We start from the raw sequence: 16,904 nt of genomic DNA on the forward strand, positions 1-16,904 counted from the left end.
CCATCTACGCTGCCCCCGATGTGCTCCCGCCGATCCGCGGCTCGACCCCACTGAACAGCCGCTCGATATTGGCGCGATGTTTCCACACCACGAGCAAGGCGAGCGCCAGCAGCAGCAGAACGATGTCGAACTTGGAAAAATAGGCCGCGCTGAGCGGTGCGCTCGCCGCCGCGAGCATCCCGGCGACCGAAGAGATCCGGAACAGCGCGAGCAAGGCGATCCACAAGGCGGCATAGACCAAGGCGACCGGCCAGTGCAGCGCGAGCACGATGCCGAGCAGCGTCGCGACGCCCTTGCCGCCCTTGAAGCCGAGCCATACCGGGTAGCAATGGCCGAGGAACGCCGCGGCGGCGGCGATCACGCCATTGCCGCCGAGATAGCGGTCGGCGATCCACACCGCGGCGAAACCCTTGAACGCATCGAGCAGCAGCGTCGCCGCCGCCAGCCCCTTGCGCCCTGTACGCAGCACGTTTGTCGCGCCGATGTTGCCCGAGCCGATCTGGCGCAGGTCGCCCGCGCCGGCTAGCCGCGTGAGCAGGACGCCGAACGGGATCGACCCGAGCAGATAGCCGAGCACGAGCGCCGTAGCAGGCATCATCCAGAGATATTCGGTCGGCAAGTTTCGAGACCCCCCAAGGCGCCACCGCTATAGCATGGCCGCAGGCATTGCCGACACAATCTTGCTCAAGCGGCCGGTTTGTCAAAGCCGGTGGCTGGGCTATGGCACGCGGCATGGATACACGCCCGGTCTTGTTTTTCGATTCCGGGGTCGGCGGCCTGTCGGTGCTGGGTGCGGCCCGTGCGCTGCTGCCGCAGATGCCGGTCGTCTATGTCGCCGATTCGGCGGGTTTTCCCTATGGCACGAAGAGCGAGGCGGAGATTGCCGGGCGCGTGCCCGCCTTGCTCGGGCGACTCGCCGAGCGCTACCAGCCGCGGCTGATCGTCATCGCCTGCAACACTGCGTCGACGATCGCGCTGGCGGCGGTGCGTAGCGCGCTCGATCTGCCGGTGGTCGGCACCGTCCCCGCGATTCGCCCGGCCGCTTTGCACAGCGTGACGCGCGTGATCGGCGTGCTCGGCACCGATGCGACGGTGCGCCAGCCTTATGTCGACGATCTCGCCGCGCGTTTTGCCGGCGATTGCCGCGTGCTGCGCCACGGCTCGGCCGAACTGGTCGCGCTTGCCGAGGCCAAGCTGCACGGGCAGCCGATCGATCCGGCGCGCTACGCCGCGATTCTGGACGGCCTGTTCGGTCAGCCGGGGGGCGCCGAGATCGACACGATCGTCAACGCCTGCACGCATTTCCCGCTCGTCGCCGACGAACTGGCGGCCGCCGCGCCGCACCCGGTGACCTTTGTCGACGGTAGTGCCGGGATCGCACGGCGCATCGCCTTCCTGACGCAAGGGCAGGCGTGGCCCGAGTCGCCGGGCGCGGGGCGGGCGGTGTTCACCGCGCCCGGCGCAGCGGGCGCGGCGCTCGAACAGGCGCTCGCGCGCTTCGGGCTCACGCGGACTGAGACATTATGACCACCCGTCCGATCACCGTGATCGCGTAAAGCCGCTGGAATTTCGCGCGTTCAGTCGCTAGATCGCGGCGATGGACGTGGACACACCGCCTCGCGGAGTCGATTACTCCCGGATCTTCTCGCAGGCGATCGATCGCCTGCATGTCGAAGGGCGTTACCGCGTCTTCATCGATATCCTGCGCAACAAGGGTGCGTTTCCCAACGCGCGCTGCTTTGCCGGGCATAACGGCCCCAAGCCGATCACCGTGTGGTGCTCGAACGATTATCTCGCGATGGGCCAGCATCCCGATGTGATCGCGGCGATGGAAGGCGCGCTGCACGACGTCGGCGCGGGTTCGGGCGGCACGCGCAATATCGGCGGCAACACGCATTATCATGTCGATCTCGAGGCCGAGCTTGCCGATCTGCACCGCAAGGAAGGCGCGTTGCTGTTCACCAGCGGCTACGTCTCGAACGAGGCGACGTTGGCGACGCTCGCCAAGGTGCTGCCGGGCTGCGTGATCTTCTCGGACGAATTGAACCACGCGTCGATGATCGCCGGGATTCGCAATTCGGGGTGCGAGAAGCACGTCTTCCGGCACAACGACGTCGTGCATCTCGAGGAACTGCTGGCGGCTGCTGATCCTTCAGTGCCCAAGCTGATCGCGTTCGAGAGCGTCTATTCGATGGACGGCGACGTCGCGCCGATTGCGGAAATCTGCGATCTCGCCGACCGCTACAATGCGCTGACCTATCTCGACGAAGTCCATGCCGTCGGCATGTACGGCGCGCGCGGTGGCGGCATTTCGGATCGCGATGGCGTTGCCGATCGGCTGACGATCATTGAGGGGACGCTCGGCAAGGCGATCGGCGTGATGGGCGGCTATATTAGCGCCGACCAGACGATCATCGACGTGATCCGCTCCTACGCGCCGGGCTTCATCTTCACGACCTCGCTGTCGCCGGTGCTCGTCGCCGGCGCGCTCGCCGCGGTGCGCCACCTCAAGGCGTCGAGCGTCGAGCGTGACGGGCAGCAGGCGTCAGCCGCATTGCTCAAGCGTCTGTTCGCCGAGGCTGGGCTGCCGGTGATGGATACCACCACGCACATCGTGCCCTTGATGGTCGGCGATCCCGTCAAGGCCAAGAAGATCAGCGACATCCTGCTCGCCGAATATGGCGTTTACGTCCAGCCGATCAATTACCCGACCGTCCCGCGCGGCACCGAGCGGCTGCGCTTCACGCCGGGCCCGGCGCATGATGCCGCAATGATGCGCGATCTGACCGATGCGCTGGTCGAGATCTGGAGCCGGTTGGAGATGCGCAAGGCGGCCTAAGCGACGACGATCCTCTTGATGGTGCCCTCACCATCCGGCCGCACATAGTCACGTCGTGTGCATAGAGTCGCTGAGGTGGACAGCGACCGACGGTTCCCGGATGGGGTCTCAGCGCAGAATCACAGGACCCGCGAGTGCCCTGGAACCGCCCGCTACCCGCTTCGTTACCTCCTTGATAAAAGAGGAGGAATCTATGGGTAAGGGCTGCATCTTGTGGATGATCGGGGTGCCGATCCCGGTGATCCTGCTGCTGTGGCTTCTGTTCGGCCGCTGATCAGGCGACGCCGATCGCCAGCGTCAGCAGCCCCAGGCCAAGCGACAACGGGATCCGCAATCGCATCCACCATGCGGGCACGAGGCCGCGTCGGGCGAGGAGCAGATCCACGCCGAGCGCGGCGATCAATGCCACGCCGAGCAGCAACAGCGAAGGGCCGGGCCACGGCTCGCCCACCGCCCACGGAACGGCGCTGGCCAAAGCGATCAGCGACGGCACGATCGCCGCGACCCACAACCATTCGGGCGCGCGCGCGTGGCTGGCCGCAATGCCCCACCACAGCCCGCCGAGAAAGCTCAGGATCAGCGCGGCATAGGCATAGCCGAGCGACAGCGCCGAGAAGCGCAGCGTGTCGTCGCCGCCGAACACCACCGCCGCCGCCGCCAGTTGCGGCAGCAGCCCGGCCAGGCCGAGCCAGCGCGGCAGTTGCGGCGGGTTCATCCGGCGGGCCGCGAGATACTGCCCGACCAGGCATAACCGCGATAGAGCGGCTGGAAGCGCGCCGCGCCGCCGGTCTCGCTCGCCGCCTCGATCAGCGCCGGTTGGAGCGTCGCGCGCGGCGCGACGTCGAATTTGGCGAGCCAGGCGAACAAAGCGGCGCGGAAGGGGCGCGGCAGGCGCTCCTGCTGCCCGAAATCGACGACGTCGAGCCGCCCGCCGGGTGCGAGCTTGTCGGCACCCTCGCGGATCGCGCCGCGCCAGTCGGGGATCATCGACAGCGTATAGCTCTGGAAGATCCGGTCGAACGCCGCCACGCCGAACAGTGCCGCCGCGTCGAACGCGGTCGCGTCGCCCTGCGCGAGCACGATCTTGCCCGACAGCCCTGCCGCGGCGACTTTCGCGCGCGCCGTCTCGAGCATCGCCTCGGAAATATCGATCCCGAAGAAGCGCGCCTCGGGCCACGCCCGCGCTGCCGCGATCAGGTTGCGGCCGGTGCCGCAGCCAATCTCGAGCACGGTGCCGCCCGGTGGCGGCGCGATGCCGGCGATCACCGCATCGCGCCCGAGCAGATAATATTTGCGCGTCAGGTCATAGATGTGCCGCTGCGAGCGGTAGATCGCATCCATGTGCCCGGCGTGCCCCGACGCCATCACGGGCTCGCTCATCCGAGCACGTAGAGGTGGACGCCGCCATAGATGGAGGAGCGGTCGCGCTTGGTATAATCGAGCGAATCCTCGGCGCGATACTGCCACTGGCCAAGGATCGCATCGGGCACGCGGCCAGGCAGGATCGTCGGGTTGCCCGCAGTGCGGAACAGCACGCGCGCGCCGGGCTTGGCGGTGCGCGTGATTTCGCTCCACAGGTCGGTCAGCTGGACGTCGGTCATCCAGTCCTGCGCGTCGAGCAGGATGTAGCGGTCGAGCGAGGCATCGCCCTGCGCGCGCAGATAATCGGTGAAATTGGTGTGGCGCACCTCGATCCGCGAGGCGCGCTCGACGATCTCTTCATAATGTTCGCGCTGCAGATAGGGCGGCAACGGCGCCGCCGGATCCTTGCCATAGCCGCGGCCAAAGGCCTGCCACGCAAAATAATTGTCCTTGATGTCGAAGTCGCAGGCGAGCTTCTCGAGCCGCTCGCGCAGCACCACCGCCATCTTCTCGTCGCCGGCGAGCGCTTCATATTGCGCCGGCGGAATGCCCAGGCCGAACAGCGATGCGGGCTGGTCGGTGATCCACTTGATGAAACCCTTGTCGAAGAAGGGCGCGAACTCGCGGTCGAAGATCTCGCGCTGTTCCTCGAGCGACTTGGCCGTGAGCAGGATGTTTGGGTTCACCCCGTTCAGGCGCGCGAGCAGATGCGCGACACCGATAAAATTGCCGAGCAGCCCGCGCTTGTAGACGTTCTTGGCGAACCCGCCGATCCGCCGCCGGCCGATCATGTCGCGGCCTTCCCAATATTCGAGCGTCGCCGCGTCGAGATGCGGGCGGATATAGGTACGATAGGCCAGCACGTTCTGGCGGCTGTTCGCTTGCGCGAAGAAGCGATGGAAGGCGTCGTAATCGGGCAGATGGCGCGCCGCGACGAGCTTGAGCTTGTTCAGCGCGATATGTGCGGTGTTGAGGTCGACCGCGGTGATCGCGCGCGGATTGGCGGTCAGGTACGACATCATGTTGCAGCCGCCCGAGGCGATCGTCACGACATGGCTGTCGGGCGTGATCGCCAGCGCCTCCATGTCGACCGCGGGATCTTCCCAGATCTGCGCATAGACGAGTCCACGGAACGCGAAGGTGAACGCGCGCTCGAGCAAACCCTGCTTGGTCAGATGCTTGTGCTGCAGCACCGCACTGCGCACCGCACGATTCTTCGGCGTGCGCTTGCCGGGTTGGCGCGCGACGCGGTCCTTGAGCGATCGAATGGCACTGGCCATGAACTTACTCTCCTGCCGGACGTCCAAGCCAGAAAGCGGCGCGCGGGCGGCGCGCACGCAGTACGACGATCCGATGACGCTTCCATGACGCGCTTGCGTACAAATGAAAAGGACCTGCCGGCACAAAGGAAGGCCGGCAGGTCCTGTTACGCTCACCATTCGCCGCAAAGGAGGGGATCCGGCGACTGGCGTTACACGTCCCTGCCGGGGGGCAGGGACAGCAGCAGCTACGCGCCCGGTTGCACCAAAGATGCACCGGCCGCAGACTTTCTTTAGGGCATCATCACCGTGTCGATGACGTGGATCACGCCGTTCGACTGCATCACGTTGGCGATCGTCACCTTACCCTTGTGGCCCTTGGCATCCATGATGCCCCAGCCATTGCCGGACTTCATGAAGGTCAGCGTGCCACCCTGGACGGTGGTGTAGGTCGCCTTGCCCATGTTGGCCTTCGCCTTGGCGGCGATGTCCTGCGCGGTGATCGTGCCGGGTACGACATGATAGGTCAGCACCGAGGTCAGCATCGCCTTGTTCTCGGGCTTGAGCAGCGTCGGCACGGTCGCCTTGGGCAGCTTGGCGAAAGCGGCGTTGGTCGGCGCGAAGACGGTGAACGGACCCGGGCCGCTGAGCGTCTCGACCAGGCCGGCGGCCTTGACCGCGGCGACCAGCGTTGTGTGGTCCTTCGAATTGACGGCATTTTCGACGATCGTCTTGGTGGGGTACATCGCGGCGCCGCCGACCATCGGGTTGGTCTGCGCATAAGCGAGCGATGCGCCGCTGAGCGCGAGCGCGGCGGCGATGATCGAGGCACGAACGGTGCGGGACATGGCAATTCTCCTGCTGTTATAACCCGAAGATCAGGTGTTGCGGAGATACGCCTGCGCATCGGTACGGGATGCAATCGGCCCTATTTTTAAACGCGCGAGAGCGCACCCGCAGCGACCACGGGTCCCGTTGGCGCGCCACTGGGCGATCCGCCGAGCGGCTCGAGCGAGACCGCCAAGGTTGCTCCGGCCAGGATTCGCGCGCGATTGGCCGGGGTGAGCGTCAGCGCGGTGCCGCCCTGCGTCTGCAGCAGGCCGAGCGAATGCGGCGTGCCGCCCGCGGGGATGATCCACAATTCGGCGCTGCGGCCGGCATCGGCGAGCTTTGCCTCGGTCAACCGGATCGCGCCCGCTTGTGCGTCGTAAATGGCGGTGACGGGGGTGCCTTTGGCGGTCGGCGCGATCGACGCGACCAGCGTCGGCAGCGGCGCCTGCGCCAGCGTGGTCGGTTGCGGTGCCGGCGTCGGAGGCGCCGACAACGGACGCACGAACAGCGTCACCAGCAACGCGGCTGCGGCGATGCTCGAGAGCGCGGCGATTCCGGGCCAGAACTTGCTCGGCGCGCGCACCGGTAGCGCGGTTACGCCGGCCGGTGCCGTGGCATCGAGCGCCTGCTCGATCCGTGCGAAGCCGTCGGGTGCGGGCATCGCGGGCCACAGGTCGAACAATTGTGCAAGGTGGACGCGCCACGCCTCGACTTCGCGCGCGAAGCGCGGGTCGGCGAGGACACGGCGGATCGCGCTGGCGCGCTCGTCGCCCTCGAGCAGGCCGAGTGCGAACTCACCCGCGGTCATGTCGGGCGCGTCGCCGGAGCCGGCGAGCGGATCGGGAGGGAGCAGGTCGCTCATCCTTCGAGGCACGTCTTGAGTTTGGCGAGGCCGCGGCGGACCCAGCTCTTCATCGTGCCGACCGGCACCGCCTGGCGCTCGGCCAGGTCGGCATAGGTCACGCCGTCGAAGAAGGCGGTGCGGATCGCATCGCGCTGGCGCGGCTCGAGCGCGTCGAGGCACCCGTAAAGTTGATGCGACGCCTCGTCGGCGAGCATTGTCTCGCTGGCCAATGGCGCGGCGTCCAGAATCTCCGGTGCATCCTCGATCGGGGTCGAGCGACGGACGAACTGTGCGCGCTGCCAGTCGATCGCGCGATTGCGCGCGATCGTCGCGAGCCAGGTGATCGGGCTCGCGCGCGACGGTTCGTACGCCCCGGCACGCTTCCAGATGGTGAGGTATACGTCGTGCAACACGTCTTCTGCAGCCTGCCTTTCGCCGCAGATACGGTAGCAGATGCCGAATAGCTTCGCCGACGTGAGAGAATAGAGATCGCGGAACGCCGCGCGATCTTCCTCGCCCGTCGCGATCAGCGCCTCGACCAGCCGCGCACGCGCCGCATCGGTCGTTGCGGCATCCGGCTTAACCGATGCTTGGGGCGTCGAATCCATCACCGCTCAAGGTGTTAGCCCGGTGCGCGGCGCACCGCAATTGCCCTGTGGCAATTCTGCACGGTTGTGTGTGGCAATCGCCGACATGCTTGGCTAAAGGCAGCGCATTCGCTCAACCGAATTGGGAGCGCGCCCGCTTTGCGCATCGCCATTGCCTCCGATCACGCCGCCTTCGCGCTCAAGGCCACGCTTGCTGCCTGGTTGGCCGGGCAGGGCCATGTCGTCGTCGATCTCGGCCCCGACAGCGATGCGCGCGTCGACTATCCCGATTTCGGCTTCAAGCTGGCCGAAGCGGTCGCTGCTGGCACGGTCGAGCGCGGCGTCGCCTTGTGCGGCTCGGGCATCGGCATCTCGATCGCGGTCAATCGCAATCCGGCGGTGCGCTGCGCGCTCGTCTCCGAACCGCTGTCGGCGGCGCTCGCGCGCGAACATAACGATGCGACCGTCGTCGCGCTCGGCGCGCGGCTCGTCGGCGAGGACATGGCCAAGGCCTGCATCACCGCTTTTCTCACCACCGATTTCGCCGGTGGCCGCCATCAAACCCGCGTCGACAAGCTCGGCGCTCCAGCTCCCGCAAAGGATCCGGCATGAGCACCAACCCCACCACGCTCCACGACGTCCAGCCTGACGGCTTCTTCACGCGCGGCCTGGCCGAGGCCGACCCCGCGGTGTTCGCCGGCGTCCAGCACGAGCTGACGCGCGAGCAGACGCAGATCGAGCTGATCGCCTCCGAGAACATCGTGTCGAAGGCCGTGCTGCAAGCGCAGGGCTCGGTGTTCACCAACAAATATGCCGAAGGCTATCCCGGCAAGCGCTATTACCAGGGCTGCCACCCGTCGGACGAAGTCGAGCAGCTGGCGATCGACCGTGCCAAGCAGCTGTTCGACTGCGCCTATGTCAACGTCCAGCCGCATTCGGGCGCGCAGGCCAATGGTGCTGTGATGCTCGCCTTGGTCAAGCCGGGCGAGACGATCCTCGGCATGAGCCTCGATGCCGGTGGCCATCTGACGCACGGTGCACGCGCGGCGATGTCGGGCAAGTGGTTCAACGCGGTGCAATATGGCGTAGATCCGGTCAGCCACCTGATCGACTTCGACGAAGTCGCGAGCCTCGCGCGCGAGCATAGCCCCAAGCTGATCATCGCGGGTGGCTCGGCCTATCCGCGGCAGATCGATTTCGCCAAGTTCCGCGCGATCGCGGACGAGGTCGGCGCCTATTTCCTGGTCGACATGGCGCATTTCTCCGGGCTGGTCGCGGCCGGCCTGCACCCCTCGCCGCTGCCGCACGCGCATGTCGTGACGACCACCACGCACAAGACGCTGCGGGGCCCGCGTGGCGGCATGATCCTCAGCAATGACGAGGCGCTCGGCAAGAAGTTCAACTCGGCGGTGTTCCCCGGGCTGCAGGGCGGTCCGCTGATGCACGTCATCGCCGCCAAGGCGGTCGCGTTCGGCGAGGCGCTCGAGCCCGGCTACAAGAGCTACATCGCCGCGGTGATGGAGAATGCCAAGGTGCTCGCGGCGACGCTCAAGGAGCGTGGCGCCGAGATCGTCTCGGGCGGGACCGACACGCATCTCGCGCTGATCGACCTCACCCCGCTCGGCGTCACCGGCAAGGATGCCGACGAAGCGCTCGAGCGCGCGAACATCACCTGCAACAAGAACGGCATCCCCAACGATCCGCTCCCGCCGACCAAGACCAGCGGGATCCGTGTCGGTACCCCAGCGGGCACGACGCGCGGCTTCGGCCCCGCCGAGTTCCGCGAGATCGGCAATATGGTCGCCGATGTGCTCGATGGCCTGCGCCAGAAGGGCGAGGGCGGCGACCCTGCGGTAGAAGCCGCTGTACGTGAGCGTGTTATTGCACTATGTCACCGGTTCCCGATCTATCCGGAGAGCTGACATGACCGAGCACACTGGCGACGACAAACCCGGCACCACGTTCGAAGACACCGCGCGCGCTTTCGGCGAAGACGTTGTCGAGGTGCTCGACAGCGCCGTCGACCAGACGAGCAAGCTGCTCGGCGGGGAGGACGGCAACCGCATCGTAGGCGGCGCCGTCGTCGGTGCGCTCGCCGCGATCGTATTGCCGTTTTCGCTCGTGACCGGCGCTCTGCTCGGCGCGGGCTACGCCGCCTATCGAAAGTTGAACAAATAAACGATGCGCTGCCCCTTTTGCGGACATGAAGACAGCCAGGTAAAGGATTCGCGTCCGACCGAGGACGCCGGCGCGATCCGCCGCCGGCGGCAATGCGAGGGGTGCGCGGCGCGCTTCACCACGTTCGAGCGGATCCAGCTGCGCGAGCTGACCGTGATCAAGAGCGAGGACAAGCGCGAACCGTTCGACCGCGAGAAGCTGCTGCGCTCGGTCTCGATCGCGGCGCGCAAGCGTCCGATCGAGGCGGTCCGCCTGGAAAAGCTCGTCTCGGGAATCCAGCGCCAGCTCGAGACGCAGGGCGAGAGCGAAGTGCGCTCGGGGCGGATCGGCGAAATGGTGATGGAGGGCCTCAAAGGCCTCGACTCGGTCGCCTACATCCGCTTCGCCAGCGTCTACAAGGACTTCACCGAGGCGCGCGATTTCGAGGAATTCGCCGGCACCGTGAGCGAGGTCGGCAAAGGGTGAGCAGCGTTCCCGTCACTCCGCCGCCCGTTCTCGTCCTCGTCCGTCCGCAGCTTGGCGAAAATATCGGCAAGGCCGCGCGGGCGATGCTCAATTTCGGGCTGGTCGAGATGCGCCTCGTGTCGCCCCGCGACGGCTGGCCCAATCCGTCGGCTGGGCCGGCGGCATCGGGCGCGGACATCGTGCTCGAGCGCGCGCAGGTCTACGAAACCGTCGCCGATGCCGTCGCCGACTGTTCGCATGTCTATGCCACGACGGTGCGCAAGCGCGGCGTGACCAAGCCGGTGGTGACGCCCGAAGAAGCGGCTGCGGCGATCCATACCGGGCCGGGCCGCGCCGCGATCCTGTTTGGCCCCGAGCGCTCGGGGCTGGAAACCGACGACGTTGCGCTCGCGCGGACGATCATCACCGTGCCGATCAACCCCGAGTTCGGCTCGCTCAACCTGGCGCAGGCGGTGATCCTGGTCGCCTATGAATGGTCGAAGGGCATGGGGCTCGCCCAGCCGCCTGCGGTCGACCTGCACGAACCCGCACCGCAGTCCGAGCTAGACGGGATGATCGGCCAGCTCGACGCGATGCTCGTCGCGACCGATTTCTTCTACCCGCCCGACCGCACGCCGGTGACGCGGCGGACGCTGCGCACCTTGCTGACCAAGCCCGGCTGGTCGGCGCAGGAAGTGCGCACGCTGCGCGGGGTGTTGTCGGCATTGTCGGGGAAGACGCCGCGCGGGTCTTGAGGGCTTCGCTCGTGCGGGCGGACCCGACGACCGGTTCACGATCCTGCCTTGCCAGCGATATCGCATGTCCTATGCTGTCGAGAATCCTCGAATATGAAGGGCATACGATGCTGCTGATGTTTGCCACGGCTTTGCTGGTCGCTCCCGTGATGGCGCAGACCCCCGATCCGGCACCGACGCCCAAGGTGAAGGAAAAGAAGATCTGCCGCGCCGACGCCAACACCGGGACGCGCCTTTCGACCAGCACGTGCCATACCAAGGCCGAATGGGACGCCATCGCACAGCAGAATGCGCGCAATGTCGATTCGTACCGTCAGCAGGGATCGTCGCCCCGCTGACCGCACAGGATCATCGCCGATCGAACGCTTCGAGTTCGTAGGCGATCGACGCTTCGACCAACTGCTCCCACAGGTCGGCGACCACACGCTCGGGCGCGCCGGCGGCCTCCGCCGCGGCCACCGCATTGGCGATGACCTGCGCCTTGCGATCCTCATCGCGCACCGCGCCGCGCGCGGGTTTGATCCGCGCGGCGGCGTCCATACAGGCAAAACGCCGCCCCAGCAGTGCGACCAACTCGCGGTCGACCTGGTCGACGCCGGCGCGGACCTCCGCCATGGTCGTGCAGTCGGGGCCGGGTGTGATCTCGGTCATGCCGCCGATCTTGGCGGGGCGCGCGATCGCTGTCTAGCTTGACTCGGTGCGCCCCTCCCGCTAGGCGCCCACCTTCGCAAATGGCCCCACACCCCGGTGAAGTGGTGGCCCTGCCTCGATCCTCACAGATCTGGATAGAGCGATACCGGGTATCGATCGTCTGCTTGCAGGCGGTCTTGTCACGAAGCACTTGCCAAGGAATATCACATGTCGAAGCGTTCAAGCGCAAAGTACAAGCTCGATCGCCGGATGGGCGAGAACATCTGGGGTCGTCCCAAGTCGCCCGTCAACAAGCGTGAATATGGCCCAGGCCAGCACGGCCAGCGCCGCAAGGGCAAGGTCTCGGACTTCGGCATCCAGCTGCGCGCCAAGCAGAAGCTCAAGGGCTATTATGGCGACGTGACCGAGAAGCAGTTCCGCGCTTGCTACACTGAAGCCGCCCGCATGAAGGGCGACACCGGCCAGAACCTGATCGGCCTGCTCGAGCAGCGTCTCGACATGATCGTCTATCGCGCCAAGTTCGCACCGACCGTGTGGGCTGCGCGTCAGCTCGTTTCGCATGGCCACATCCGCGTCAATGGCGTGAAGTGCAACATCGCGTCGCGTCGCTGCTTCGTCGGTGACGAGATCACGCTGGGCACCAAGGCCAAGGAAATGGCGCTGGTGCTCGAAGCACAGCAGCTCGCCGAGCGCGAAATCCCCGATTATGTCGCGACCGACGGTGCCGCCAAGGTCACCTTCACGCGCGTGCCGGCACTCGACGAAGTGCCCTACCCGGTGAAGATGGAACCGAACCTGGTCGTCGAATTCTACTCGCGCTGATCTTTCGATCGACTCGCGACGAACGAAGGGCGGTCCCGCTGGGGCCGCCCTTTTTCGTTGCTACTGGATTCCCAGTTTCTCGCGGAGGAAGGTGTCGCTGCGGTCGAGCAGCGTGGTGCGCGCTTCGCCGTCGTCGAGCTGGTGGCTGAGGCCCTTGAATTCGACGAGTTCGACCGACTTGCCTGCGCCGCGCAGGCGGCTCGCCATCATCCGCGATTCGCCGATCCCGACATTCTGGTCCATGTCGCCGTGGAACATCAGCACCGGCGCGGTGATGCGCGCGGCGGCCTGAACCCTCAGATCAGCCGCTCGTCGCTGGCCCATTGGCACTAATCGAGGTGCTCCTTTTCCCCCGCCGACGCGATGAGCGCCAACGGCGGCGCAGTGGTGTCGACCGTGAAGACGGCAGCCCGTGCCCCGCGTTTCGGATCGCTCAGCAGCGCGACGAAGCGCTTGCCGTCGGGCGAGAGGCTGATCTGCTGGACATCCTCGCGCGCGCCGATTTTCTTCGCCGCATCGCTCGCCGCATGGACCGGCGCGGCAAGCGCTACGCCCGCTGCCGCGAGACACCAATATTTCGACATGTGCAGACCCCCGTCCGGCGCCAGAGCGGCGCGATTACCGCAGCATAGAGAAGCTTCTTGTCGAGGAAAGGGGTGGCTTGCGACGCGGTTGCGCGATCGCCGGGCGCCTGCCAGAACCGGGCGCAGGCTTATCAGGACGGGACGGCGGCATGCGGACATCTGCGATAGTGGCTCTGGCAATGGTGGTGGCCCCGAGCGTCGCGCTCGCGCAGGCGTCGTCCCCTGCGATCGCGGTGCAGACGCTCAATGACGTCACCAAGACGCTCTCCTCCGACGCGTTCGAGGGGCGCAAGCCGACCACCGCGGCCGAGGCCAAGACGACCGACTATATCGTCGAGCGGTTCAAGGCGGCGGGGCTCAAGCCCGGCAACGATGGCAGCTGGTTCCAGGCGGTGCCGCTGGTCGAGCTCACCGCGCAGGGCGTGACGCCGCTCAGCTTCAGCGGCGGCAAGAGCCCGGTTGCGCTGACCTATCGCAGCGATGTCGTGCTCGCGACCTATCGCGTCACGCCCAAGATCAGCATCGCGAACAGCCCGGTGGTGTTCGTCGGCTACGGCATCACCGCGCCCGAGCGCGGGTGGGACGACTATGCCGGCATCGACGTGCACGGCAAGACCGTCGTCATCCTCGTCAACGACCCCGACTGGCAGAGCCCGGCGCGCACCGGCCTGTTCGAGGGCAAGGCGATGACCTATTATGGCCGCTGGACCTACAAGTTCGAGGAAGCCGCACGTCACGGCGCGACCGCAGCGATCATCGTCCACGACAGCGAGCCCGCCGCTTATGGCTGGGGTGTCGTCCAGTCGAGCTGGACCGGGCCGCAACTCGAGCTCGACGAGGCCGGCGACCATGCCGACCAGAGCGAGGCGATCGGCTGGATGCAGCTGGCCAAAGCCAAGCAGGTCTTCGCCAGCGCGGGCAAGGATTTCGACGCGCTGAGCGCCGCCGCCAAGGTCAAGGGCTTCAAGGCCGTGCCGCTCGGCGTGACCGCCTCGGTCTCCTTCGCCAACACGATCAAGCGCCAGGCGTCGAAGAATGTGATCGGCATCCTGCCGGGCACCACGGCGCCTAACGACTACGTCTTCTACACCGCGCATTGGGACCATCTCGGGCATTGCGATGCGGTGAAGGGCGATTCGATCTGCAACGGCGCGCTCGACAATGCCAGCGGCGTCGCCGGGCTGGTCGCGCTCGCCGAAGCCAATGCCAAGGCCGGGCCGGCCAAGCGCTCGCTCGTCTTCATGTCGGTGACGTGCGAGGAATGCGGGCTGCTCGGCTCGCGGTATTATGCCGAGCATCCGGTCTATCCGCTCGCGCGGACCGTCGGCGGGGTCAATATGGACGGGCTCAACGTCAAGGGCCGCGCGAAAGACTTCGTCGTCGCGGGGGCGGGCAAGTCCGAGCTCGAGGATCGCATGAAGCGGCTGGCGGCGGCGCAGGGCCGCGTGCTCAAGCCCGAACCCAATCCCGAGCGCGGTGGCTATTTCCGCTCGGACCATTTCAGCTTCGCCAAGCTCGGCGTGCCGATGTTCGATGGCGGGTCGGGCGAGGATCTGCGCGTCGGCGGTGTCGCGGCGGGACATGCCGCGGCGCTCGATTACATTCAAAACCGCTATCACAAGCCGCAGGACGAATATAATGCGGCCTGGGATTGGTCGGGCGCGGTCGAGGATCTCCAGCTCTATTACGGGCTGGGGCGCGAACTCGCCGATGGCACCGACTGGCCCAATTGGTACAAGACCGCGGAATTCCGCGCCATTCGCGACAAGAGTCGCGCAGGACAATAAACGATGACGCATCCGCTTCCCCCGGCCGAATGGGCGCCGCACCAGGCCGTCTGGATCGGCTTCCCGAGCCATCCCGAGCTGTGGGAAGACGATCTTGAGCCCGCGCGCGACGAAGTCACCGCCTTCGCGCGCGCGGTCCATGCCGAGGGCAAGGGCGAACGCGTCATCCTGGTCGCCGCCGACGAAGAGGCTGCCGAGGCCGCGCGCGCGATGGCGGGCGACTGTGCCGAGGTGGTAGTCGAGCCGTTCGGCGACATCTGGCTGCGCGATACCGGCCCGATCCTGCTGTCCGACGCCAGCGCGCGCGACTTCGGCTTCAACGGCTGGGGCGGCAAATATGATCTGCCGGGCGACGACGATGTCGGGCTGCGGCTCGCCGCTTCGCGGCAGATCGCGGTCGAAAGTTGCGACTGGGTGCTCGAGGGCGGTGCACTCGACGGCGACGGCACCGGGCTGGTCGTCACCACCGAGCAGTGCCTGCTCAACCCCAACCGCAACCCCGCGCTGAGCAAGGTCGAGATCGAGCGGCGGCTGCACGACGATCTCGGTTTCACCGAGATACTGTGGCTCGGCGATGGCCTGATGCACGATCACACCGACGGGCATGTCGACAATCTCGCGCGCTTCGTGGCGCCGGGCGTGCTGGCGATCCCGCAGGCTGCCGAGAACGACCCGAACTGGCTGGTCTACCAGCATGCCGCGCAGGCGGCCGAAGCGATCGCGGGGCTGACGGTGGTGCGCATCCCGTCGCCCGGCCGCGTGCTGCGCGACGAGGAGATCGTGCCGGCGAGCTACATGAACTTCTACATCGGCAATGCTGCGGTGGTGGTGCCGCTGTACGGTGCGCCCAACGACGAATCGGCGGTCGCGGCGATTCAGGCGCTGTTCCCCGATCGCACCGCAGTCGGCCTGCGCGCCGACGCGATCCTGACCGGTGGCGGCAGCTTCCACTGCATCTCGCAGCAGATCCCGGCCTGACGCCTGCCGCGCGGCGTTTTGGCGTCGCGCGGTTGATTGCTGTTTGAATCCGCGGCGCGAAGCACGATATGGCGGCGCATGACCCAGATCACCGTAGCCGCGCTGCAGCTCGCTTTCTCCGCCGATATCGACGCCAATATCGCGCATGTCAGCGAATTGGTGCGCGAAGCCGCAGCCAAGGGGGCGCAGGTGATCCTGCCGCCTGAACTGTTCGAGGGCGAATATTTCTGCCGCGTCGAGGATGAGGGGCTGTTCGCCAACGCCAAGCCGACCGCGTCGCACAAGGCGGTGCTGGCGATGCAGGCGCTCGCCAAGGAGCTCGGCGTGTTCATCCCGACGAGCTTCTTCGAGGCCGACGGCCCGCATCACTACAATTCGCTGGCGATGATCGGCGCCGACGGGGCAGTGATGGGCGTCTATCGCAAGAGCCACATTCCCGACGGCCCGGGCTATGAGGAGAAATTCTATTTCCGCCCGGGCAATACCGGCTTCAAGGTGTGGCCTGGCCCATCCGACTCCGGGCGCGCGACGACGCTCGGCGTCGGCGTGTGCTGGGATCAATGGTATCCCGAGACGGCGCGCGCGATGATGCTGATGGGCGCCGAGATCCTGTTCTACCCGACCGCGATCGGCAGCGAGCCGCACGATACCTCGCTCGACACCGCCCGGCTGTGGCGCCGCGCGATGGTCGGGCATGCCGTGTCGAACGTCGTGCCGGTGGTCGCCGCCAACCGCATCGGCGTCGAGCACGACCAGACATTCTACGGCACCAGCTTCATCACCGACGAGCGCGGCGACATCCTCGCCGAGCTTGGCCGCGAGGAAACGGGCGTCATCACCGCGACGCTCGACCTCGATCGCGTCAAGCGCCACCGCGCCGCATTCGGCTTCTTCCGCGATCGCCGGCCCGATCTGTACGGGCGGCTGGTCCAGGATATCTGATGACGCAAACGTCACTCGCCGCAGTCGCGGCGGGGGCGTAA

General features: G+C 66.7%; 22 protein-coding genes. 12 read left to right on the forward strand and 10 right to left on the reverse strand.

Annotated features, from left to right (window positions below; all coding sequences use genetic code 11):
• Window positions 1–4: 4 nt before the first annotated feature.
• Window positions 5–598: a glycerol-3-phosphate 1-O-acyltransferase PlsY gene (plsY, locus tag U1872_RS12195; protein ID WP_332793161.1), complete on the reverse strand. Its 594-nt coding sequence runs from the start codon at window positions 596–598 to the stop codon at window positions 5–7.
• A 134-nt stretch (window positions 599–732) separates the two neighbouring features.
• On the opposite strand from plsY, the gene murI reads away from it, so the two are divergent.
• Both murI and hemA read left to right on the forward strand, forming a co-directional pair.
• Window positions 733–1,527 carry a glutamate racemase gene (gene murI, locus U1872_RS12200; protein WP_332793162.1) on the forward strand — a complete coding sequence of 265 codons (795 nt, stop codon included), beginning with the start codon at window positions 733–735 and terminating at the stop codon, window positions 1,525–1,527.
• Between the two features lie 70 nt (window positions 1,528–1,597).
• Complete coding sequence (gene hemA, locus U1872_RS12205; protein ID WP_332793163.1) at window positions 1,598–2,839, forward strand: 5-aminolevulinate synthase; 1,242 nt, start codon at window positions 1,598–1,600, stop codon at window positions 2,837–2,839.
• A 274-nt stretch (window positions 2,840–3,113) separates the two neighbouring features.
• Here the strand turns inward: hemA and U1872_RS12210 are convergent, their stop codons facing one another.
• The 6 genes from U1872_RS12210 to U1872_RS12235 all read right to left on the reverse strand — a co-directional run bounded on the left by U1872_RS12210 (window position 3,114) and on the right by U1872_RS12235 (window position 7,743).
• A complete protein-coding gene (locus tag U1872_RS12210; protein WP_332793164.1) occupies window positions 3,114–3,554 on the reverse strand; it encodes a DUF3429 domain-containing protein in 441 nt (146 codons plus the stop codon).
• Window positions 3,551–4,219 carry a class I SAM-dependent methyltransferase gene (locus tag U1872_RS12215; protein WP_332793165.1) on the reverse strand — a complete coding sequence of 223 codons (669 nt, stop codon included), beginning with the start codon at window positions 4,217–4,219 and terminating at the stop codon, window positions 3,551–3,553. The genes U1872_RS12210 and U1872_RS12215 overlap by 4 nt, the downstream gene beginning before the upstream one ends.
• The gene (locus U1872_RS12220; RefSeq protein ID WP_332793166.1) at window positions 4,216–5,481 is read right to left on the reverse strand and encodes a BtaA family protein; all 1,266 of its coding nucleotides are present in this window, start codon (window positions 5,479–5,481) and stop codon (window positions 4,216–4,218) included. Before U1872_RS12220 ends, U1872_RS12215 begins: the two co-directional genes overlap by 4 nt.
• Window positions 5,482–5,753: 272 nt before the next feature.
• Window positions 5,754–6,308 (reverse strand): fasciclin domain-containing protein, encoded by a 555-nt coding sequence (locus U1872_RS12225; protein WP_332793167.1) that lies wholly within the window; start codon window positions 6,306–6,308, stop codon window positions 5,754–5,756.
• 86 nt (window positions 6,309–6,394) lie between these two features.
• Complete coding sequence (locus U1872_RS12230) at window positions 6,395–7,153, reverse strand: anti-sigma factor (RefSeq protein ID WP_332793168.1); 759 nt, start codon at window positions 7,151–7,153, stop codon at window positions 6,395–6,397.
• Window positions 7,150–7,743, reverse strand: coding sequence for a sigma-70 family RNA polymerase sigma factor (locus U1872_RS12235; protein ID WP_332793169.1), 594 nt, complete (start codon window positions 7,741–7,743; stop codon window positions 7,150–7,152). The genes U1872_RS12230 and U1872_RS12235 overlap by 4 nt, the downstream gene beginning before the upstream one ends.
• 138 nt (window positions 7,744–7,881) lie before the next feature.
• Between U1872_RS12235 and rpiB the strand changes: the two genes are divergently transcribed.
• The 6 genes from rpiB (at window position 7,882) to U1872_RS12265 (ending at window position 11,437) form a co-directional block, all read left to right on the forward strand.
• Window positions 7,882–8,334, forward strand: a complete 453-nt coding sequence (rpiB, locus tag U1872_RS12240; RefSeq protein WP_332793170.1) for a ribose 5-phosphate isomerase B — start codon at window positions 7,882–7,884, stop codon at window positions 8,332–8,334.
• Window positions 8,331–9,644 (forward strand): serine hydroxymethyltransferase, encoded by a 1,314-nt coding sequence (gene glyA, locus U1872_RS12245; RefSeq protein WP_332793171.1) that lies wholly within the window; start codon window positions 8,331–8,333, stop codon window positions 9,642–9,644. The genes rpiB and glyA overlap by 4 nt, the downstream gene beginning before the upstream one ends.
• A gap of 1 nt (window position 9,645) precedes the next feature.
• A complete protein-coding gene (locus U1872_RS12250) occupies window positions 9,646–9,900 on the forward strand; it encodes a hypothetical protein (protein WP_332793172.1) in 255 nt (84 codons plus the stop codon).
• Window positions 9,901–9,903: 3 nt separating this feature from the next.
• On the forward strand, window positions 9,904–10,365 hold the full coding sequence (gene nrdR, locus U1872_RS12255; protein WP_332793173.1) for a transcriptional regulator NrdR: 462 nt from the start codon (window positions 9,904–9,906) through the stop codon (window positions 10,363–10,365).
• The gene (locus U1872_RS12260; protein WP_332793174.1) at window positions 10,362–11,099 is read left to right on the forward strand and encodes an RNA methyltransferase; all 738 of its coding nucleotides are present in this window, start codon (window positions 10,362–10,364) and stop codon (window positions 11,097–11,099) included. The genes nrdR and U1872_RS12260 overlap by 4 nt, the downstream gene beginning before the upstream one ends.
• A 71-nt stretch (window positions 11,100–11,170) precedes the next feature.
• Window positions 11,171–11,437, forward strand: a complete 267-nt coding sequence (locus tag U1872_RS12265) for a hypothetical protein (protein WP_332793175.1) — start codon at window positions 11,171–11,173, stop codon at window positions 11,435–11,437.
• A gap of 10 nt (window positions 11,438–11,447) precedes the next feature.
• Here U1872_RS12265 and U1872_RS12270 read toward each other — a convergent pair whose 3' ends face one another.
• A complete protein-coding gene (locus U1872_RS12270) occupies window positions 11,448–11,750 on the reverse strand; it encodes a chorismate mutase (protein ID WP_332793176.1) in 303 nt (100 codons plus the stop codon).
• A 207-nt stretch (window positions 11,751–11,957) separates the two neighbouring features.
• Between U1872_RS12270 and rpsD the strand changes: the two genes are divergently transcribed.
• Window positions 11,958–12,572 carry a 30S ribosomal protein S4 gene (rpsD, locus tag U1872_RS12275; RefSeq protein WP_332793177.1) on the forward strand — a complete coding sequence of 205 codons (615 nt, stop codon included), beginning with the start codon at window positions 11,958–11,960 and terminating at the stop codon, window positions 12,570–12,572.
• A 60-nt stretch (window positions 12,573–12,632) separates the two neighbouring features.
• On the opposite strand, the gene U1872_RS12280 is transcribed toward rpsD, so the two are convergent.
• Window positions 12,633–12,896: an alpha/beta hydrolase family protein gene (locus U1872_RS12280; protein ID WP_332793178.1), complete on the reverse strand. Its 264-nt coding sequence runs from the start codon at window positions 12,894–12,896 to the stop codon at window positions 12,633–12,635.
• A gap of 5 nt (window positions 12,897–12,901) precedes the next feature.
• Window positions 12,902–13,156 (reverse strand): hypothetical protein, encoded by a 255-nt coding sequence (locus U1872_RS12285; protein WP_332793179.1) that lies wholly within the window; start codon window positions 13,154–13,156, stop codon window positions 12,902–12,904.
• 179 nt (window positions 13,157–13,335) lie between these two features.
• Between U1872_RS12285 and U1872_RS12290 the strand changes: the two genes are divergently transcribed.
• The 3 genes from U1872_RS12290 to aguB all read left to right on the forward strand — a co-directional run bounded on the left by U1872_RS12290 (window position 13,336) and on the right by aguB (window position 16,863).
• Complete coding sequence (locus U1872_RS12290; protein WP_332793180.1) at window positions 13,336–14,943, forward strand: M28 family metallopeptidase; 1,608 nt, start codon at window positions 13,336–13,338, stop codon at window positions 14,941–14,943.
• Between the two features lie 3 nt (window positions 14,944–14,946).
• Window positions 14,947–15,921 carry an agmatine deiminase family protein gene (locus tag U1872_RS12295; RefSeq protein ID WP_332793181.1) on the forward strand — a complete coding sequence of 325 codons (975 nt, stop codon included), beginning with the start codon at window positions 14,947–14,949 and terminating at the stop codon, window positions 15,919–15,921.
• Window positions 15,922–15,999: 78 nt separating this feature from the next.
• Window positions 16,000–16,863 carry an N-carbamoylputrescine amidase gene (gene aguB / locus U1872_RS12300; protein ID WP_332793182.1) on the forward strand — a complete coding sequence of 288 codons (864 nt, stop codon included), beginning with the start codon at window positions 16,000–16,002 and terminating at the stop codon, window positions 16,861–16,863.
• Window positions 16,864–16,904: the final 41 nt, after the last annotated feature.

Origin of the sequence: Parasphingomonas frigoris (assembly GCF_036663815.1) — a bacterium.
Lineage (GTDB): Bacteria > Pseudomonadota > Alphaproteobacteria > Sphingomonadales > Sphingomonadaceae > Sphingomonas.